This window comes from Paramesorhizobium deserti (genome assembly GCF_001558695.1).
GTDB lineage: Bacteria > Pseudomonadota > Alphaproteobacteria > Rhizobiales > Rhizobiaceae > Paramesorhizobium > Paramesorhizobium deserti.
In genome coordinates this window covers 47,908-64,630 of sequence record NZ_LNTU01000012.1, presented here as the reverse complement: position 1 = coordinate 64,630, position 16,723 = coordinate 47,908, and the positions used below count along the sequence as shown (strand labels likewise).

At 61.2% G+C, this 16,723-nt stretch carries 15 protein-coding genes and 2 tRNA genes; 7 read left to right on the top strand and 10 right to left on the bottom strand.

The window, feature by feature from the left end; translation table 11 throughout:
* Positions 1 to 254: 254 nt before the first annotated feature.
* The 4 genes from ATN84_RS09410 to ATN84_RS09395 form a co-directional block, all read right to left on the bottom strand.
* Positions 255 to 1,631 carry a TolC family outer membrane protein gene (locus tag ATN84_RS09410; RefSeq protein WP_068881950.1) on the bottom strand — a complete coding sequence of 459 codons (1,377 nt, stop codon included), beginning with the start codon at positions 1,629 to 1,631 and terminating at the stop codon, positions 255 to 257.
* Positions 1,632 to 1,777: 146 nt separating this feature from the next.
* Positions 1,778 to 2,455: a protein-L-isoaspartate O-methyltransferase family protein gene (locus ATN84_RS09405; protein ID WP_068881407.1), complete on the bottom strand. Its 678-nt coding sequence runs from the start codon at positions 2,453 to 2,455 to the stop codon at positions 1,778 to 1,780.
* 81 nt (positions 2,456 to 2,536) lie between these two features.
* Positions 2,537 to 2,610, bottom strand: a tRNA-Cys gene (locus ATN84_RS09400).
* A 158-nt stretch (positions 2,611 to 2,768) separates the two neighbouring features.
* A complete protein-coding gene (locus ATN84_RS09395; protein ID WP_068881949.1) occupies positions 2,769 to 3,020 on the bottom strand; it encodes a hypothetical protein in 252 nt (83 codons plus the stop codon).
* Positions 3,021 to 3,214: 194 nt separating this feature from the next.
* Between ATN84_RS09395 and ATN84_RS09390 the strand changes: the two genes are divergently transcribed.
* Positions 3,215 to 3,289: transfer RNA gene (locus ATN84_RS09390), tRNA-Asn, on the top strand.
* Between the two features lie 478 nt (positions 3,290 to 3,767).
* Positions 3,768 to 4,214: a hypothetical protein gene (locus ATN84_RS09380; RefSeq protein ID WP_068881405.1), complete on the top strand. Its 447-nt coding sequence runs from the start codon at positions 3,768 to 3,770 to the stop codon at positions 4,212 to 4,214.
* 4 nt (positions 4,215 to 4,218) lie between these two features.
* Here the strand turns inward: ATN84_RS09380 and ATN84_RS09375 are convergent, their stop codons facing one another.
* The 4 genes from ATN84_RS09375 to ATN84_RS09360 form a co-directional block, all read right to left on the bottom strand.
* Complete coding sequence (locus ATN84_RS09375; RefSeq protein ID WP_068881404.1) at positions 4,219 to 5,400, bottom strand: lipase family protein; 1,182 nt, start codon at positions 5,398 to 5,400, stop codon at positions 4,219 to 4,221.
* Between the two features lie 98 nt (positions 5,401 to 5,498).
* Positions 5,499 to 5,816: a GMC family oxidoreductase gene (locus ATN84_RS09370; protein WP_068881403.1), complete on the bottom strand. Its 318-nt coding sequence runs from the start codon at positions 5,814 to 5,816 to the stop codon at positions 5,499 to 5,501.
* An 81-nt stretch (positions 5,817 to 5,897) separates the two neighbouring features.
* Positions 5,898 to 6,392: a hypothetical protein gene (locus ATN84_RS09365; protein WP_068881402.1), complete on the bottom strand. Its 495-nt coding sequence runs from the start codon at positions 6,390 to 6,392 to the stop codon at positions 5,898 to 5,900.
* An 89-nt stretch (positions 6,393 to 6,481) separates the two neighbouring features.
* Positions 6,482 to 6,985 carry a YciE/YciF ferroxidase family protein gene (locus tag ATN84_RS09360; protein ID WP_068881401.1) on the bottom strand — a complete coding sequence of 168 codons (504 nt, stop codon included), beginning with the start codon at positions 6,983 to 6,985 and terminating at the stop codon, positions 6,482 to 6,484.
* 257 nt (positions 6,986 to 7,242) lie between these two features.
* On the opposite strand from ATN84_RS09360, the gene gpt reads away from it, so the two are divergent.
* Together gpt and ATN84_RS09345 are read left to right on the top strand one after the other, a co-directional pair.
* Entirely contained in the window at positions 7,243 to 7,740 is a 498-nt protein-coding gene (gpt, locus tag ATN84_RS09350) for a xanthine phosphoribosyltransferase (RefSeq protein ID WP_068881399.1), read from the top strand.
* 143 nt (positions 7,741 to 7,883) lie between these two features.
* Positions 7,884 to 8,369: an NUDIX hydrolase gene (locus ATN84_RS09345; protein ID WP_425287387.1), complete on the top strand. Its 486-nt coding sequence runs from the start codon at positions 7,884 to 7,886 to the stop codon at positions 8,367 to 8,369.
* 13 nt (positions 8,370 to 8,382) lie between these two features.
* On the opposite strand, the gene ATN84_RS09340 is transcribed toward ATN84_RS09345, so the two are convergent.
* The gene (locus tag ATN84_RS09340) at positions 8,383 to 9,120 is read right to left on the bottom strand and encodes a GGDEF domain-containing protein (protein WP_068881397.1); all 738 of its coding nucleotides are present in this window, start codon (positions 9,118 to 9,120) and stop codon (positions 8,383 to 8,385) included.
* Between the two features lie 713 nt (positions 9,121 to 9,833).
* Between ATN84_RS09340 and ATN84_RS09335 the strand changes: the two genes are divergently transcribed.
* From ATN84_RS09335 to ATN84_RS09325, 3 genes are all read left to right on the top strand, one after another.
* The gene (locus ATN84_RS09335; RefSeq protein WP_068881396.1) at positions 9,834 to 13,634 is read left to right on the top strand and encodes a vitamin B12-dependent ribonucleotide reductase; all 3,801 of its coding nucleotides are present in this window, start codon (positions 9,834 to 9,836) and stop codon (positions 13,632 to 13,634) included.
* A gap of 261 nt (positions 13,635 to 13,895) precedes the next feature.
* Positions 13,896 to 14,267, top strand: a complete 372-nt coding sequence (locus tag ATN84_RS09330; protein ID WP_068881395.1) for a hypothetical protein — start codon at positions 13,896 to 13,898, stop codon at positions 14,265 to 14,267.
* Complete coding sequence (locus tag ATN84_RS09325) at positions 14,264 to 14,884, top strand: TetR/AcrR family transcriptional regulator (RefSeq protein WP_068881394.1); 621 nt, start codon at positions 14,264 to 14,266, stop codon at positions 14,882 to 14,884. The genes ATN84_RS09330 and ATN84_RS09325 overlap by 4 nt, the downstream gene beginning before the upstream one ends.
* Positions 14,885 to 14,890: 6 nt before the next feature.
* Here the strand turns inward: ATN84_RS09325 and recJ are convergent, their stop codons facing one another.
* Positions 14,891 to 16,702 (bottom strand): single-stranded-DNA-specific exonuclease RecJ, encoded by a 1,812-nt coding sequence (recJ, locus tag ATN84_RS09320; protein WP_068881393.1) that lies wholly within the window; start codon positions 16,700 to 16,702, stop codon positions 14,891 to 14,893.
* Between the last annotated feature and the right edge of the window lie 21 nt (positions 16,703 to 16,723).

Sequence of the window (16,723 nt, the reverse complement as noted above, 5' to 3'; positions counted from 1 at the left end):
GCCGCCTCGCACGGCGAATCTTTGAAACAGGGTATCGGACGAAACCGCGTTTGAGAATCCCCGCCGGTTAGGTGGAAAAGCCAACCCACAGGATTATCGAATCATCCGCTGGAAAATGCGATTTGAGAGACGGAAATATCTGCGGCTTCAAACTGTTGCGGCACCTCTCGCCGCAATGATTCCGATCCGCTCAGCATGCACAACGAAAAACGGCACCCTGCGGTGCCGTTTCCTGGTTCCGATGAAGCGGAAGCTCAGCGCCCGTCGGGCGTGCGCAGGCCGATCCACTTGTCCTTCACGGCCTCGTAATGCTCTTCCGGCCTGTGCTCTGCAACCTGAAGGCCCAGATGGCCCGCCGTCAATCGGCCGACCGCCTGGAGCAGCGCATAGCTCGCAACCACCACATCGCGTTCCGCCTGCACAAGCGCAATCTGCACAGCCACCAGTTCGTTCTGCTGGTTCAAGACATCGAGCGTGGTGCGCTGGCCGACCTTGCGCTCCTCGATCACGCCCTCGAGAGCGAGTCTGGCTGCCGAGACGCCGTCGCGATTGGCTGAAACCGATGCTCGGGCGGCTTCGAGCTGCGACCATGCGGAGGCAACGGCTGCACGCACGGAGTCGCGCATCACATCGACCTCGATCCGCGCTTGCCCCAGTTGCTCCTTGGACTGGCGCACCTGCGCCGAAGCCCGCCCGCCCTGATAGATCGGAACCGAAAGCTGCACGCCGACAGAAGCCGAATTGCCGTCGCCCAAGCTCGTTTCACCGGCGAAGGTCTCGCTATGGCTGGCAGAGGCGCTGAGCCCGAGGGTCGGCAGCAATGTGCCTTCCCTGGCCTTGACGTTGTAGCCGGCGGCATCGACCGCATATTTCGTGGCAAGGATTGCCGGGTGAGCAGCCGCGGCGATCTGATAGGCCGTATCGATCGAGCGCGGCAGGGTCCTGGACGGGGCGGCTGCGGCCTGCAACTTGCCCGGCGGGGTGCCGATGACCTGACGATACACCGCCTCGGCCGATTTGACGTCGGCGCGCGCCTGGTTGAGCTGCGCGACAGCGATCGAGCGGCTGGCTTCCGCCTGCGCCACGTCGGTGCGGGTTCCCTCGCCCACGTCGAGGCGGGCGCGTGCGGCGCGCACCTGTTCGTTCAAGGCGGCAAGGTTCTGCTCGCGCAGAACCGCGATCTGGCGGTTCCGGTAGACATCCATATAGGCCTGGACCGCATCGAACAGCCTGTTCAGTTCCTCGTTGCGCAGGTTTTCGCGCTGCGCGTAGACCTGCGTTTCAGCGGCTGCGACATTGTTCTTGGTCTGAAACCCGTCGAAAAGCGTCTGATTGAGCTGGATGCCGACACTGCCCGTGGTGGCGGTTCTATTTGACTGGCCCGAACGGGCACGGCCGAAATCCCCCGTGGCGGTGATCGTCGGACGATAGCCGGATTTGGCAATCGCGACACCTTCATCCGTGACCCGAACGCCAGCACGCGAAGAGTTGAGCGTTGCATTGTTTTGATAGGCCTTGGCCAGCGCACCGGTAAGCGTCTCGGCCAAGGCTGGATTTCCCGTCAAAACCGTGCCCGAAAGTAATGCCGCCGCCAACCATCCCTTGCATACTTTGAACACAGTGAACCTCATATGAATCATTCGAATCTTTTTTGACCGAACCGAGCGGTTCGGGCACGCATTTAATAACCGGTAAATTTCTCCTTTTCTATCTGTGCCATAGGCGCATGCACAAACAAAGTCAGAAGCGTTGCAGATATGTAACCATTTCGGAAAAATCAGAATTCGAACTGCGGCGCACGCGCAAATCCAGGTAGAGGCTTCACCGCCAGGTTGAATGCCCGGCGGCCGGACGTGATACCGTCATCCTTGACGTAAAGCTTGGCAACCCCGGCATTTCCATACCCTTCGACGGCGACGAGGCGGCCACCATCCTTCAACTGGTCGAAAAGCGCGTCCGGAACGAAATCGACAGCGCCCTCGAGGATGATCACGTCATAAGGCGCCTCGGAGGGATAGCCCTCCGTCAATGGCGCTGTGACGATCACGACATTGTCATAGCCAAGTTCGGAGAGTTTTGCCGTCGCTTCGGCCGCCAGGTCGGAATCACTTTCGACTGCGATGATGGAGCTTGCCAGCCGCGACAGCACCGCCGCCGAATAGCCGGTTCCCGTGCCGATATCGAGGACCACGTCGCCGGGCTCGATGGCTGCGAGCTGCACCAGCTTGGCGAAAGGCGAAGGCTCCATGAGATAACGCGCCGCCTCGCCCACGGGCGATGCCGGTTTCACCAGGATATCTTCGTCGATATAGGCCAAGTCGCGCCGGGCCGATGGAACGAACTCTTCGCGCGGAACAGCCAGGAAGGCGTCGAGAACGGCGATGTTAGTCACATCCGTGGTTCGGATCTGATTATCGACCATTTTGGTACGGAGATCGTGGAAATCGGCAGTCATTGTCCCAAGCTTTCCTTTCGCGCAAAACGCGGGGTGGAACGCTTGTCGGATGATATGAACGCCCGCAGGAACCGGTTGCGCTGGAGGCCTCGCCCGGAATCGAACCGGGGTGCAAGGATTTGCAGTCCTCTGCGTAACCACTCCGCCACGAGGCCTTCCGCACAAGCGTTTGTGAGGCGTCAATAGGTTATGGCTTTTCGCCCGTCAAGCCGTTCCGATGGGATTGCAGGTGAATTCTCCGCGGCATTTCGCATCGTCAGGGAAACAACCGTCCACATTCGCGCTTTCCCGCGCTTTTGGTTTGATCCAGCCGTTATTTCTTCCGCCACTTGCGTCCATAGCGTACTTCCAGCTTTCGCCGCCAGCGGCGGATGATTGCAGAATCATGAGAAAGCACCAGAAGCCCGAGCGGCACCATCCAGAAGCCGAGCACGGGAAGAAAACCCAGGATGCCGCCGACTATGAGCACGATGCCGAGAATCCGCCGCATGAGGACGGATCGGGGAATCGGAATCCGCCGCCCCAGGACGTGCACGGCCTTCTTGCGCTGAAAGGAAGACTTCAATTCGTTTGGTTCATCCACGCTTTATGTTTCCGCCGATATAGGAGCGGCCCGCCTCCATGCGGACAGCAGACCTGGCCAGAATATATAGGTCGCCGTCATCTCCATGCCAAAAAGATGGAAAAAAACGGAATAGGCCCTTTGCAAAAGCGAAACCCTTTTGCTATAGGCCACATCGCTGACGAATGAGCGCCTGTTCCCCGGTAGCTCAGCGGTAGAGCAACCGGCTGTTAACCGGTTGGTCGCTGGTTCGAATCCGGCCCGGGGAGCCATTTCTTCCAAATATCGATATAATGAAACGCTGAATTTGCGGATGCTCTTTTGGTATCTCTCGCATGCAGCGAGGCGTGCGGCCAGTCCCGGCATATACGGATGATTGGTCTTCATCGTTAATTTCTTTCCTGGTGTCCGAAAACCCCGCCTCGACCATCAGCCGGCGGGTAGCTGGCGATGTGGGAACGAAAACCCCCAACAGCGCGTTGTGCTCCCATCGAAAAAAGGAGAGCAACATGCTTCGCGCGGCCATTTTATGGATGATGGGCGTCCCGCTCATCGTGGTGATACTGATTTGGTATTTCTTCTTCTGATCGCAGCCTGTTCGCCGCTCGTCCGGCCGCAATCGGTTTCCACCTGCCGCACCTCCCTATGCCGGCTCCTGTGGGAACACCCAAACGAATCCGGTGTTCGGATGAGGAACAAGAGACTGCGCTCAAGAAGATCGCGAGATAACGGCTCAGTGATATGCAAACCATGCGCTATGCCCTGTACTGCGGCACCCTGGCAGGCTTGACATCGACAATGGCGCTCATGCTGCTTGCCCGGCTTGAAGGCCACAGCCCATGGCAGCCGGCCAATGCGACCAGCCATTGGATCTGGGGCGACGATGCCGGATCGAGAGAGCGGGCCGACATGCGGCACACGCTGCTCGGCCTCCTGACCAATCAGTTGGCAGCCATGTTCTGGGGCATGCCTTTCGGCGCCTGGCTCGCTAGCCGCCCTTCCCGCGATGCCTCGGCCATGTTGCGCGATGCAACGCTGATGGCATCTGTCGCGGCGGCCGTCGATTATCTCCTGATGCCGAAGCGCCTGACACCGGGCTGGGAACTGGCATTACCGAAACGCTCGGTCGCCGCTGCCTTCGGCGCGATGGCGCTCGGTCTCGCGCTGGGCGGCCTCGCTGCCCAATCGCGACGTTGAATCCTTACTCCGCAGGCGTCGGACAATTACCGCCGGACGGTTTTCCGGAGAGCCTGTCCGCCATCCATTGGACAGCGATATCCGCGCCCAATGCCGCGACGGAGAGGTGATCCGCGTTCATCTCCACCAGCTCGACCGGCGCACCCGCCAGACAGAGGCCGCGGGCGAAGCCGCGCGTCACCGGAGGCAGGACAACCGAATCGCGGGTGCCCTGAAGGATGAGAACCGGCAGTCCCGGCTTGCCGCCGCTCGGCGTGTTCTCAGCAATGATACCGCTCCAGGGCGGCGCCTTGGTTGGGTCGGTCTTCAGAAATGTGCTGGGGAGGCCATGCAATGCCCAGCCGTCGATCAGGAGATCGAAGCGATTGGTCATGCATTCCTCGCCGATGATCCGTGCATTTGTCAGAGCTGCCGGTTCGATCACCGTTGCGGGATCCAGCCCGTAGACCTTCGACCAGGAGAGAAGCGCCAGCGCCGAAAAGGCTTTTCCGCCCGGCGTGTCGCGATCCTCCTCAAAAAGCGTGGCGAGACGAGTCGCGGGAGCTGCCGCGGCAATGCCGGCGGGCGTGAGCTCGGGCGCATATTCTGTCGCCAGTTGTCCGGCCCACAGCACCGCATGGCCGCCCTGCGAATGACCCCATACCGCGAATCGGCGACTCGTTTCAGTCAATTCTCCTGCCGTCCGCACCGAATCGAGCACGGAGTGGGCGGCGCTCCGCCCCACGAGATAGGGATGCGGCCCGGGAGTGCCGAGCCCGAGATAATCCGTCGCGGCGATGACAAAGCCCCTTTTCACCAATCCACTGAAGCCCGCGATCGTTGGTGCAATGCTCGTCCCCAGCGAGGGCGCGCATTTCTGCGCGATACCGGTGGTCGGATGCGCCCACGCGACAACGGGAAAGCCGCCAACGGGCGCATCGCCGGTCGGCACGACCACCACCCCGGACACGGCGACCGGCTCGCCATTCAGCCCGGTCGAGCGGTAGAGCACCCGCCAGGTCGTCGCCTCCTCGATGTCCGTATCCATGCGCTCGCTGCGGATGAGGCTTCCCGGCTTACCGGCCGCCAGATCGGCCGGGCTGGCATAATAGAAATCCTCCTGCCGTTCGACGATACCGATATAGAGCGCGACGATGAGGGCAACGAGGCCGATCAGGATGGCTGCTGTTCGTGTCCAGTTCTTCATTGATGACGCCGGCTTCAATGGACGAAACCATAGAAAAACCGCCAGTTCTGAAGATCTGGTTACATTCAATCTTAAGTATTGATATTGTCGATATTTGGCTACCTGCAGAACCGCTGAAGATGATCGCCCAGCCTGAGCGACAGGGCGACGGCGGGAAGCGTCGGATTTGCCTGTCCCGCCGTGGGAAAGACGGAACTGCCGGCGACAAACAGGTTGGAAACGTCATGCACGCGGCAATCGGGATCGACCACCCCATCCCTGCCGCTTTCCGACATCCGGGTGATCCCGAGTTGATGATAGCCGTCCAGTGCCTGGTCGAGCACATGCTGGTCGCAGCGGTCGGGCGTCTGGAGATATTCCAGCCGGCCGATCCCGCTGGCCTGCGGACCACGATCCAGCACTGCGTGCGACTTCATTCACCACCGAGGCGACATCCTCCCGCAGGAAACGGAAATCGACATCCAGCCGGGGGAGCGGCCGCCCATCCTGCTCGGCGCTCAGCCGCACCCTGCTTTCCGGATTCGGAGCCTGTTCGGCGTGATAGCGCTGCAGGAACAGGCCGGCCGGGTTGATGACGGCAAAATTTCGCTTCCGGACGGCTGCAGCATCAATTGCGGCAGGATGTCGATCACGCCGGCCAGCAATCGGGGATCGTTGCGGATATTGGCGATATGGGCCTCATAGGGATCGCCTCCGGGCGCGTCCGATAACGGCGCCAGGCCACGCCCCACCCGTGGAAAGAGGCCGGTGAGGGCAAGCATCACATAAACCAGTGAGAGCGCGCCGCTGCCATGCGCCGGATCCGCCACCGAAAGGCTTTCCAGCCAGAAGGCAGTGTTGAACACCTTATGCGCAGCCTGTGCCGCCGGCGTCAGCGCCAGCCGGCGGCGAACATAGGAGCCGTCCCTGTTCTTGCAGTACCAGAACGCCCTTGCGGCACCATGCTGTGCAAACCGGATAGCCGCGATATAGCCTGCCTCATCGACGTGCATACGAACGGTTCCCGCCCCTCACCAGGAAAAGCGGGAACCCCATCACGGCATGGGAACGGCTGGAGAGCGCAGCCTTCCTACAGCCGGGATCAGGCGGCTCTTCGGTTGACGTTGTCTTCCGCAAGCGCGGTGAGCTTCTGGTCGGTCGCCTTCTCCTCAGCCAGATTCTGCTCGAAAAGCGCCGCGCAATCCGAACGTCCCAGTTCGTTTGCCCAGGCGATCAGCGTGCCGTAGCGCGTGATCTCGTAATGCTCGACGGCCTGGGCGGCAGCGATGAGCGCGGCGTCCATCACGGTCGGATCGTCGACCTCCCCCGCGATCTCGTTGGTCTCCTCGATGATGCCGTCGATCGCCGGGCAATCGACGCCCTTGGCCTCGATGCCATAGAGTTCGAAAGCTTCCTCCAGCCGCCGCACATGGCCCTGCGTCTCGCCCAGATGCTTCTCGAAATTCATCTTCAGTTCCGGATTGGTGGTCTTTTCCATCATCTCCGGAAGCGCCTTGGTGATCTGTTTTTCCGCGTAGTAGATGTCCCGCATGGTATGAACGAAGAGGTCGTCCATCGAATGGATGTCTTTTGAGAAAAAGCCCATGACCGTACCTTTCTTTTGGTTGTGGAACTGCCTTCAGCCCCGCGCGCTAAGGAACTTCTCTCGAACGTCGGCTCGGCGATTTGGTTCCGCCTCCGCAAGCTCATGGCGGCAAGAATGTTAAAGCCCCTCCCGGCGGGAGCGCCGGTCGGCATCTTCAACCGCCAGCGGGACTTGCAACGGGCGGATTTTTCCGGTTAACACCAGCCAATCCCCGGCGGTTTTACCGCAATCGTGAATTTGTGTGTTGGAGCGCGTCGATGTCCCTGCCCGAAAAAGCCTTTCCCGTTTCCTGGGACCAGTTCCACCGCGACGCGCGCGCCCTCGCCTGGCGCATCGCCGGCATGCAGCGCGAATGGCGCGCCATGGTCGCCATCACCCGCGGAGGCCTGGTACCGGCCGCCATTATCTGCCGGGAACTCGGCATCCGCCTCATCGAGACCGTCTGTGTCGCCTCCTATCATGACTATACCGAGCAGGGAAAACTCAAGATCCTGAAAGGCATCGGCGAAAGCCTTCTGGAAAATGGCGGTGAAGGCGTTCTGATCATCGACGATCTCACCGATACGGGCAAGACCGCGGCCATCGTGCGCGAGATGATGCCAAGGGCGCATTTCGCCACGGTCTACGCCAAGCCGCTCGGCCGTCCGCTGGTCGATACCTTCATCACCGAGGTAAGCCAGGACACCTGGATCTACTTCCCCTGGGATATGGGCTTCACCTATCAGGAGCCGATTTCGAAGTCGCATCGCGGCTGAACGCCGGATTTTTCAACTAAAATCGAACCAAAACGGCGCAAATCCTAGATTTTTCGGCGTATTCTTAGCGGTTTTTTCATTTACCGCATTGTTATCCTAACGAATCGACCCATGTTGTGAAGGATAAGTGGAAAGAAACTGCGGTGAAAATGGACCCGGCTCACATCATTGCCAGAGACAAACGGATCGAAACGCCTTCCGGCCGCTTGCGGCAGGTCGCGGCGCTCGTCTACCGTTATCACGACGGCAGGATGGACGTGCTCCTCATCACCAGCCGCGGTACGGGCCGCTGGATCATCCCCAAGGGCTGGCCGCAGGTCGGCAGGACGCTTTCGCAGGCCGCCCTTCGCGAGGCTTACGAGGAAGCGGGCGTGCGCGGCGCCGTCGCCCTGCAGCCGATCGGCAGCTACACCTATGAGAAGACAGATCTCCCGCCCCAGGCCAATGGTGCTTTCACGGTCGACGTTTTTCCCGTCCATTTCTCCCATCAGGAAGAAAAATTTCCCGAACGCGGCGAACGGCAGGACGAATGGGTGACGCCGGAGGAAGCGGCGGAGCGGGTAGATGAACCCGAGCTCAAGGCCCTTCTGCGTTCATTCGGGGCAGCCAGGGCAATGGCAGCCGAATAGGCCGGGTCGCGGTTCATGCCGTATAGCGCTGAAGATCGGCCACCACCGCGTTGCGCCCGCTCTCCTTGGCCACCCCCAGATTGCGGTCGGCCTGGCTCATCAGCACTTCCACGCTCTGCCCCGGCTTGTGCACGGCAAGCCCGATCGAGACCGACAGCTCCAACCCCTTGATTCCGAGTTCCGAGGACGCCTGGGAGACCTGCGTCCGCAGCCTTTCGGCGATGATCACCGCCTGCTTGAGATTGGCCCCTTCCAGAAACACCCCGAACTCCTGCCCACCGAGCCGCCCCATCAGATCGCTTGACCGCGAATTGTGGCGAATGCAGTCACCGATCAGCCGGATGGCGGCATCTCCCGCCTGATGACCGAACCGGTCGTTGATGATCTTGAAATGATCGGCGTCGATATAAGCCAGCACGCCGACGCTGCGATCCGCATCCCTGAGGAAAACGCTCAGGCGTTCCATGAAGACCTTGCGGTTGAGAAGACCGCTCATCCGGTCGCTTTGCAGAAGCTCGTGCATGGCGGCGTTGGCGAGTGTCAGCCGCTCGCGCAGAATCATGCCGTAGATGATGGCAGGCAGCGAGACCGCCGCGGTGATCAGGCCGGAAATGAGAAATTCCGAGCGCAGCCGCTCCGCGCCCATCGGGGCATAGTAGAGATAAACCAGCAACTCCACCCCCGCCAGAATGCAGGCGAACCAGATAACGACGTTCTTGGCGATCTCACCCGCCCTTAATTTCATTTCCATGTGCATGTTCCGGCCATTGCCGGACGAGCATATTTGAGAATACTTAAAAACAGGTTCAGGACGAAAAATCGCCGACGCCGAGCACAGGTCGACCCGTTCCACTGCCTCCAGTTTTCGGGAAATCAGCGCTTCGCGCAATAGCAATCCTCGCCCCTTGTCACCTATCCCTTCTCCCCGTTATCCACACCAGCCACACACAAGATATTGAGGTCACAAATTTGAAACAAACCAACCCTTGACGCTCGGGTCCGAGTCACCTTTTATGGTTTTTACGTTGAGTTTGTGACGTGGCCGGATATTCGAAAAGCCGGCTTTTCATCCGATATCAGAGCCTTATCGACGGGAAATGCATGTTCGTACATGCAGTTTTCGTGCGGGGTTCTTTGTGTCGGTTTTCGGGCATGCGATAAACGAGGATCGCCTGCTTAAAATGGACGGGGAACGATGCGTTAATACAAGATTTAGTATTTGCATCGATAATAAGCACCAGATAATGTAGGCGTCCCGTTGACGGGATCACAAAATATCAGGTGTCGACAGATGGGCCCGCGCGGCCTCCGACGACGGCCTTCATGGGCTGGATGACGAGGCGCGGTAAGGGAGAGCCGGTTTCGCGGGTGCGATGCCGGATGCGGCGGACATGCGGCCGCCCCGTGTCAGGGATATAAATGACATGGGAAAGCCGCTATATATACAAGATATGGATGGGACCAATGAAGATCGAACGTCGTTTCACGAAGGAGAATCAGTCGGCCTATGCGGATATCGCATTCCGTAAGGCGACGAGTGAGATCAAGAATCCCGACGGTTCCGTGGTGTTCCGCCTGGAAGGCATCGACGTGCCCGCCCAGTTTAGCCAGGTCGCGGCCGATATTCTGGCGCAGAAATATTTCCGCAAGGCCGGCGTGCCTGCACGGCTGAAGAAAGTCGAGGAGAATTCCGTTCCCTCCTGGCTGTGGCGCTCCGTGGCGGACGAAGAAGCGCTGGCGGCCCTCCCCGAGGACGAGCGCTACGGCTCGGAAATGGACGCCCGTCAGGTATTCGATCGTCTCGCCGGCACCTGGACCTATTGGGGCTGGAAGGGCGGCTATTTCGAGAGCGAAGCCGATGCCCTCGCCTTCCGCGACGAGCTTGCCTATATGCTCGCCACCCAGCGCGTCGCGCCCAACTCACCGCAATGGTTCAACACCGGCCTTCATTGGGCCTATGGCATCGACGGTCCCGGCCAGGGCCATTTCTATGTCGACTGGCAGACCGGCAAGCTGACGAAATCCAAATCGGCCTATGAGCATCCGCAGCCGCATGCCTGCTTCATCCAGTCCGTCGGCGACGACCTCGTCAACGAAGGCGGCATCATGGACCTCTGGGTGCGCGAGGCGCGCCTGTTCAAATATGGCTCCGGCACAGGCTCCAACTTCTCCTATCTGCGCGGCGAAGGCGAAAAGCTTTCCGGCGGCGGCAAGTCCTCCGGCCTCATGTCGTTCCTCAAGATCGGAGACCGCGCGGCGGGCGCCATCAAATCGGGCGGCACCACGCGCCGCGCCGCCAAGATGGTGGTGGTCGATATCGACCATCCGGATATCGAAGAATATATCGACTGGAAGGTGAAGGAGGAGCAGAAGGTCGCCGCCCTCGTCACCGGCTCCAAGATCGTCAAGCAGCACCTGACCGCCATCATGAAGGCCTGCGTCAATTGCGAGGCGGATAATGGCGATTGCTACGAACCGGCCAAGAACCCGGCGCTGAAGCGCGAGATCAAGGCCGCCAAGAAGAACCAGGTGCCGGAAAACTACATCAAGCGCGTCATCCAGTTCGCGCGTCAGGGCTATACCGACATCCAGTTCAAGACCTACGACACGGATTGGGATTCGGAAGCCTATCTCACCGTTTCGGGCCAGAACTCGAACAATTCCGTCTCGCTCAAGGATGAATTCCTGCGTGCCGTGGAGAATGACGGCGACTGGAATCTCACCGCCCGCAAGGACGGCAGGGTGCTGAAGACGCTGAAGGCCCGCGACCTCTGGGAGAAGATCGGCTATGCCGCCTGGGCCTCCGCCGATCCGGGCCTGCACTTCAACACCACGATGAACGACTGGCACACCTGCCCCGCCGCCGGCCCGATCCGCGCGTCGAACCCGTGCTCGGAATATATGTTCCTCGACGATACGGCCTGCAATCTGGCTTCCATCAACCTTCTGACCTATCGCCGGGCGGACGGCACCTTCGACATCGAGGCTTACGAGCATACGGTGCGTCTGTGGACCATCGTCCTCGAGATCTCGGTGATGATGGCGCAGTTCCCGTCGAAGGAAATCGCCCGCCTCTCCTATGAATACCGCACGCTCGGCCTGGGCTACGCCAATATCGGCGGCCTCCTGATGACCTCGGGCATCCCCTATGATTCCGACGAGGGTCGCGCCATCGGCGGTTCGCTGACGGCGATCATGACCGGCATCTCCTATGCCACGTCAGCCGAAATGGCGAGCGAGCTCGGCACCTTCCCCGGCTATGAGCCGAATGCGGCCAACATGCTGCGCGTCATTCGCAACCATCGCCGTGCCGCCCATGGCGAGTCTCAGGGCTATGAAGGCCTTGCCGTCAATCCCGTGCCGCTGAAGGCCGAGGATTGTCCGGATCAGGCGCTCATCACCCATGCCCGCGCCGCCTGGGACAAGGCGCTGGAGCTCGGCCAGAAGCATGGCTACCGCAACGCGCAGACGACCGTGATCGCGCCGACCGGCACGATCGGCCTCGTCATGGATTGCGACACGACAGGCATCGAGCCCGATTTCGCGCTGGTGAAGTTCAAGAAGCTCGCCGGCGGCGGCTATTTCAAGATCATCAACCGCGCCGTGCCGGAGGCGCTGCGTACCCTCGGGTACTCCGAGAGCCAGATCGCCGAGATCGAGGTCTATGCCGTCGGCCATGGCAATCTGAACCAGGCGCCGGCGATCAACCCCGGCTCGCTCAAGGCCAAGGGTTTCACCGACGAGAAGATCGAGGCGCTGAACGTGGCGCTGAAATCCGCCTTCGACATCAAGTTCGCCTTCAACCAGTGGACGCTCGGCGCCGACTGGCTGAAAGAGAACTTCGGCTTCACCCAGGAGCAGCTCGACGATTTCTCCTTCGAACTGCTCCCGGCGCTGGGTTTCTCCAGGAAGGATATCGAAGCGGCCAATATCCATGTCTGTGGCGCCATGACGCTGGAAGGCGCGCCGTTCCTGAAGGAAGAGCACTATCCGGTCTTCGATTGCGCCAATCCGTGCGGCAAGATCGGCAAGCGCTATCTCTCGGTGGAAAGCCACATCCGCATGATGGCGGCGGCGCAACCCTTCATATCGGGCGCGATCTCCAAGACGATCAACATGCCGAACGAGGCGACCGTCGAGGATTGCAAGAACGCCTATATGCTGTCCTGGAAGCTGGCACTCAAGGCGAACGCCCTTTATCGCGACGGCTCCAAGCTGTCGCAGCCGCTGAACAGCGCCCTCATCGCCGATGACGAGGAGGACGAGGACGATGCGGTCGAGGCGCTGATCGAGGCGCCGGCCAGCGCCCGCGCGGTGCAGGTAACCGAAAAGATCGTCGAGAAGATCGTCGAGAAGGTGGTGCGCGAGCGCGAGAAGCTCCCCAACCGCCGCCAGGGCTACACCCAGAAGGCGGTCGTCGGCGGCCACAAGGTCTACCTCAGAACCGGCGAGTTCGGTGATGGCCGCATCGGCGAAATCTTCATCGACATGCACAAGGAAGGCGCGGCCTTCCGCGCGATGATGAACAATTTCGCCATCGCCATCTCGCTCGGCCTGCAATATGGCGTGCCGCTGGAGGAATATGTGGAGGCCTTCACCTTCACCAAGTTCGAGCCGGCCGGCATCGTCCAGGGCAATGACGCGATCAAGAACGCCACGTCGATCCTCGACTATGTGTTCCGCGAGCTCGCCGTCTCCTATCTCGGCCGCCACGACCTCGCTCATGTCGATACCAGCGATTTCACCAACACATCGCTGGGCAAGGGCATCAAGGAAGGCAAGACCAACCTCGTCTCCACCGGCTGGACCCGCGGCTACAAGCCGACGCTGGTCTCCGCCAGCACCGAGCCGAAGGGATCGGCAGCCGCCTCCCCGGCCCCGAAGGCCTCCAATGTGACGGCGCTGAAATCCGCGTCCGCGACGGCAACGTCGGGCAACCGCCCGGCCATCGGTCTCGTGACCGACGGCGCCACCGCCTTCAAGCGCGATTATGAGGAGCAGGCCGAAAAGTCCGCTGCAGGCTTTGCCGAGGATGCTCCGGAGGACGCGACGGCGCTCTTCTCCGACCGGGCGGATGCCGAAGCGGCGAGCGCAAAGACGGAAGCGCAGACCGCCGCCAAGAAGGTCGAAGCCGACCGCCGGATGAAATCGATCATGCAGGGCTATACCGGAGACAGCTGCTCCGAATGCCAGAACTTCACCATGGTTCGCAACGGCACCTGCCTGAAATGCGACACCTGCGGCGCGACGAGCGGGTGCAGCTGATTGGTCGAAATTATTATCAGAAATCACAAAAATCCGGGCCGAAAGGCCCGGATTTCGTTTAAAGAACCCGCCGGTACGCAATGGGTGGGACGTTGCTGCTCCTGATATTCCATCACCGTTGGACCTATCGCACGTGCGAGGCCGTTTCGTAGCGCGTGCCCATTTTTGATGATGCGTATTGCAGGACAATTGTCCTTGACAAATCCGTACGCATCTATACGAATTATTTCCGTACGCATCAATACGGTTTGGAGGTTCCCGATGGCTGCAACCCGACCATATGCCCGCGCCCACGCGGCGTTGCTCGCACTCATCATCTTGCAGATCGTCATGCTGGCCGCGCTCTACACGCAGACGCCGCCGCATCCACCACGGGCGATTGCTTTATTCGCGCTCGGCCCGTTTCTCGGCGCATCCATAGCGATAGCCGCGGCAGCCATGGTGCTGGGCGCCATGGCGACGCGACAGGGAACGATTGCCAGCCTTTTGACGGCGATGCTCGCCCTTGTCTCTTTCGGGCCGCAGAAATGGGGTGATCCATCTATCGGCGAGATCTGGCCGGCCGTGCTCGTGGCGGAGATCGCCGCGGCTGTTCTCATTGTCGAAGCCTTCCCGGGGAAGCGAGCCGGATGACGCCGAAACAGGCCGCCCGGCGGGCGCGGATCGAGCAGGCCGCCTATGAGGTGCTCAGCGAAGTGGGCTACAACAGCGCCTCCCTCTTGACGATTGCCAAGCGGGCGTCGGCGTCCAACGAGACGCTCTATAAATGGTACGGCAACAAGCAGACCCTGTTCCGTTCCCTGGTCGAGGCCAATGCCAGCAAAGCCAGATCCATACTGGAAAAAGCGCTGGGGGAAGGAAGCGATCCGCTTGAGGCGCTGGCGCAGCTTGGCCCGGCGCTCCTTGCGCTGGTAACCGGCGAGCGGGCCGTTATCCTCAATCGTGCAGCGGCCGGCGATGTCAGCGACACGGGCACATTGGGCAAGGCGATCGCCAAGGCCGGCCGTGATATCATCGCACCATTGCTTCGCAAACTCTTGGACGGCGCACTGCAAAAAGGCCTGATCGACTGCGACGACCCGGCGGATGCGGCGGAAATCTATTTCCATCTTCTGATCGGCGATCTTCAGATCAGACGGGTGATCGGCACGATCGGCGAACTCTCGCAGCAGGAAGTCGAGCGCCGATCGGAGCGGGCCTTCAACCTGTTTTGCAAACTTTATGTGCCAGACGCAGAGAAGAGCAGCTGAAAGCCCCTAAACCGCTACGGCCGCATCCATGATGCGGATCTGCGCGGCTGACGATCCGTTCCAGTGGTTGATCGAGAGGTTGCCCGCGATATGGATCGACTGGCCGGACTGTCTCAAGAGGAACTCACCGAGCGCGCTTCCTGCGGAACGGAACGCGATGGCGTTGACACGCCTGCCGTCCGCACCTGCAAGCGTCGCGCGGATATGGTCCTTGCCGACGACGCTGGCACCAATGAGACGATGATGCGGCAGCACCAGCACCGGCTGCGGATGGCCCGAGCCGTAGGGACCCGCTCTTTCCAGCGCATCATGCAGGGCAAGCGTCGCGCCGGCGGCGGAGAGCGCGCCATCTATGGCGAGGCTCTGATTGTCACGCAGCCTGGCCACGGCCTCGCCGGCCGCTTCCTCGAAATAGGCGCGCAGCGCACCGAGCTTGTCGCGTTCGACGGTGATGCCTGCCGCCATTGCATGGCCCCCGCCTTTCACCAGCAGCCCCTTTTCCACCGCGCCGCGCACCATCCGCCCGAGATCGAAGCCGGTGATGGAGCGGCCCGAGCCGGTGCCGATGCCGTTCTGATTGAAGGCGATTGCAAAAGCCGGGCGCCGCGTCCGCTCCTTCAGCCGTGCGGCGATCAGCCCGACAATGCCCGGATGCCAGTCCTCGCTTGCGGTGACGATGATCGCCGGGCCCGGCCCTCCGCTCATCTCCACGGCGGCTTCGGCCTCCGCTTGCGCCAGCATCTGCAGTTCCATCGCCTGGCGTTCCTGATTGAGTCGGTCTAGTTCCTGCGCGATGCGCTCCGCCTCAACCGGATCGTCCAGGGTCAACAGGCGAGCGCCGAGCCCGGCATCGCCGATACGGCCGCCGGCATTGATACGCGGCCCGATAAGGAAGCCCAGATGAAAGCTGTTCAGCGGCTCGCCGATTCGCGCCACACGCGCCAGCGCCGCCAACCCGGCATTCTGCTGCGCACGCGCCACCATAAGGCCTTTGACGACAAAGGCCCGGTTCACCCCTTTAAGCGGCACCACGTCGCAGACCGTGGCAAGCGCCACCAGATCGAGAAGGCCGAGCAGATCCGGCGCACTGATATCGGCGGCGATCCGCCGTTCGCGCAAGGTCCGCAGCACCTGTACCAGCGTCAGAAATGTCACGCCCGCCGCACACAGATGCCCCTGTCCCGAAATATCGTCATCGCGATTGGGGTTCACCACCGCGAAGGCCGCCTGCGGCAAGAGGCCGCCGACCTGGTGATGGTCAATGACGACGACGTCGCTGCCCGCCTCGCGCGCCGCCTCGATGGCTGCGGCGCTGTTCGTCCCGCAATCGACGGTGACGATCAGGGATGCGCCCTTCTCCGCCAGCTCGCGCATCGCCTGGCTATTCGGCCCATAGCCTTCAAAGATGCGGTCGGGAATATAGATGGCGTTGGCGACGCCGTAATGGGTGAGAAAGCGCGACAGAAGCGCCGACGAACAGGCTCCATCGACATCATAATCGCCGAAGATCGCCACGCGTTCGCGCTTGGCAATGGCATCGGCAATGCGCCCCGCCGCCCGCTCCATGTCTGTCAGGGATGCCGGATCAGGCATCAGCGATTTGATCGTCGGCTCGACGAATAGCGGCGCCTCGTCGAGCGAAACGCCGCGTCCAGCGAGCACCCGCGCCACGAGATCGGGCATGCCGTGGTTCTGCGCGATCGCCAGCGCGATATTGGCCTCCCGCAGACCGAGGCGGTCAACCCATCTATAGCCGGTGACCGACTGGCTGACGCCGAGAAAGAAACGTTCCTGAACGAGGGTAGCAGAGCTTGGCATGCTCCGTTCAAACACGAGAGG

What these genes read in the sequence shown, in the direction of transcription:
- ATN84_RS09410 (WP_068881950.1), bottom strand. Translation starts at nt 1,631, where the DNA reads ATGAGGTTCACTGTGTTCAAAGTATGCAAGGGATGGTTGGCGGCGGCA.
- ATN84_RS09405 (WP_068881407.1), bottom strand. Translation starts at nt 2,455, where the DNA reads ATGACTGCCGATTTCCACGATCTCCGTACCAAAATGGTCGATAATCAG.
- ATN84_RS09380 (WP_068881405.1), top strand. Translation starts at nt 3,768, where the DNA reads ATGCGCTATGCCCTGTACTGCGGCACCCTGGCAGGCTTGACATCGACA.
- ATN84_RS09375 (WP_068881404.1), bottom strand. Translation starts at nt 5,400, where the DNA reads ATGAAGAACTGGACACGAACAGCAGCCATCCTGATCGGCCTCGTTGCC.
- ATN84_RS09370 (WP_068881403.1), bottom strand. Translation starts at nt 5,816, where the DNA reads ATGAAGTCGCACGCAGTGCTGGATCGTGGTCCGCAGGCCAGCGGGATC.
- ATN84_RS09365 (WP_068881402.1), bottom strand. Translation starts at nt 6,392, where the DNA reads ATGCACGTCGATGAGGCAGGCTATATCGCGGCTATCCGGTTTGCACAG.
- ATN84_RS09360 (WP_068881401.1), bottom strand. Translation starts at nt 6,985, where the DNA reads ATGGGCTTTTTCTCAAAAGACATCCATTCGATGGACGACCTCTTCGTT.
- gpt (WP_068881399.1), top strand. Translation starts at nt 7,243, where the DNA reads ATGTCCCTGCCCGAAAAAGCCTTTCCCGTTTCCTGGGACCAGTTCCAC.
- ATN84_RS09340 (WP_068881397.1), bottom strand. Translation starts at nt 9,120, where the DNA reads ATGGAAATGAAATTAAGGGCGGGTGAGATCGCCAAGAACGTCGTTATC.
- ATN84_RS09335 (WP_068881396.1), top strand. Translation starts at nt 9,834, where the DNA reads ATGAAGATCGAACGTCGTTTCACGAAGGAGAATCAGTCGGCCTATGCG.
- ATN84_RS09330 (WP_068881395.1), top strand. Translation starts at nt 13,896, where the DNA reads ATGGCTGCAACCCGACCATATGCCCGCGCCCACGCGGCGTTGCTCGCA.
- ATN84_RS09325 (WP_068881394.1), top strand. Translation starts at nt 14,264, where the DNA reads ATGACGCCGAAACAGGCCGCCCGGCGGGCGCGGATCGAGCAGGCCGCC.
- recJ (WP_068881393.1), bottom strand. Translation starts at nt 16,702, where the DNA reads ATGCCAAGCTCTGCTACCCTCGTTCAGGAACGTTTCTTTCTCGGCGTC.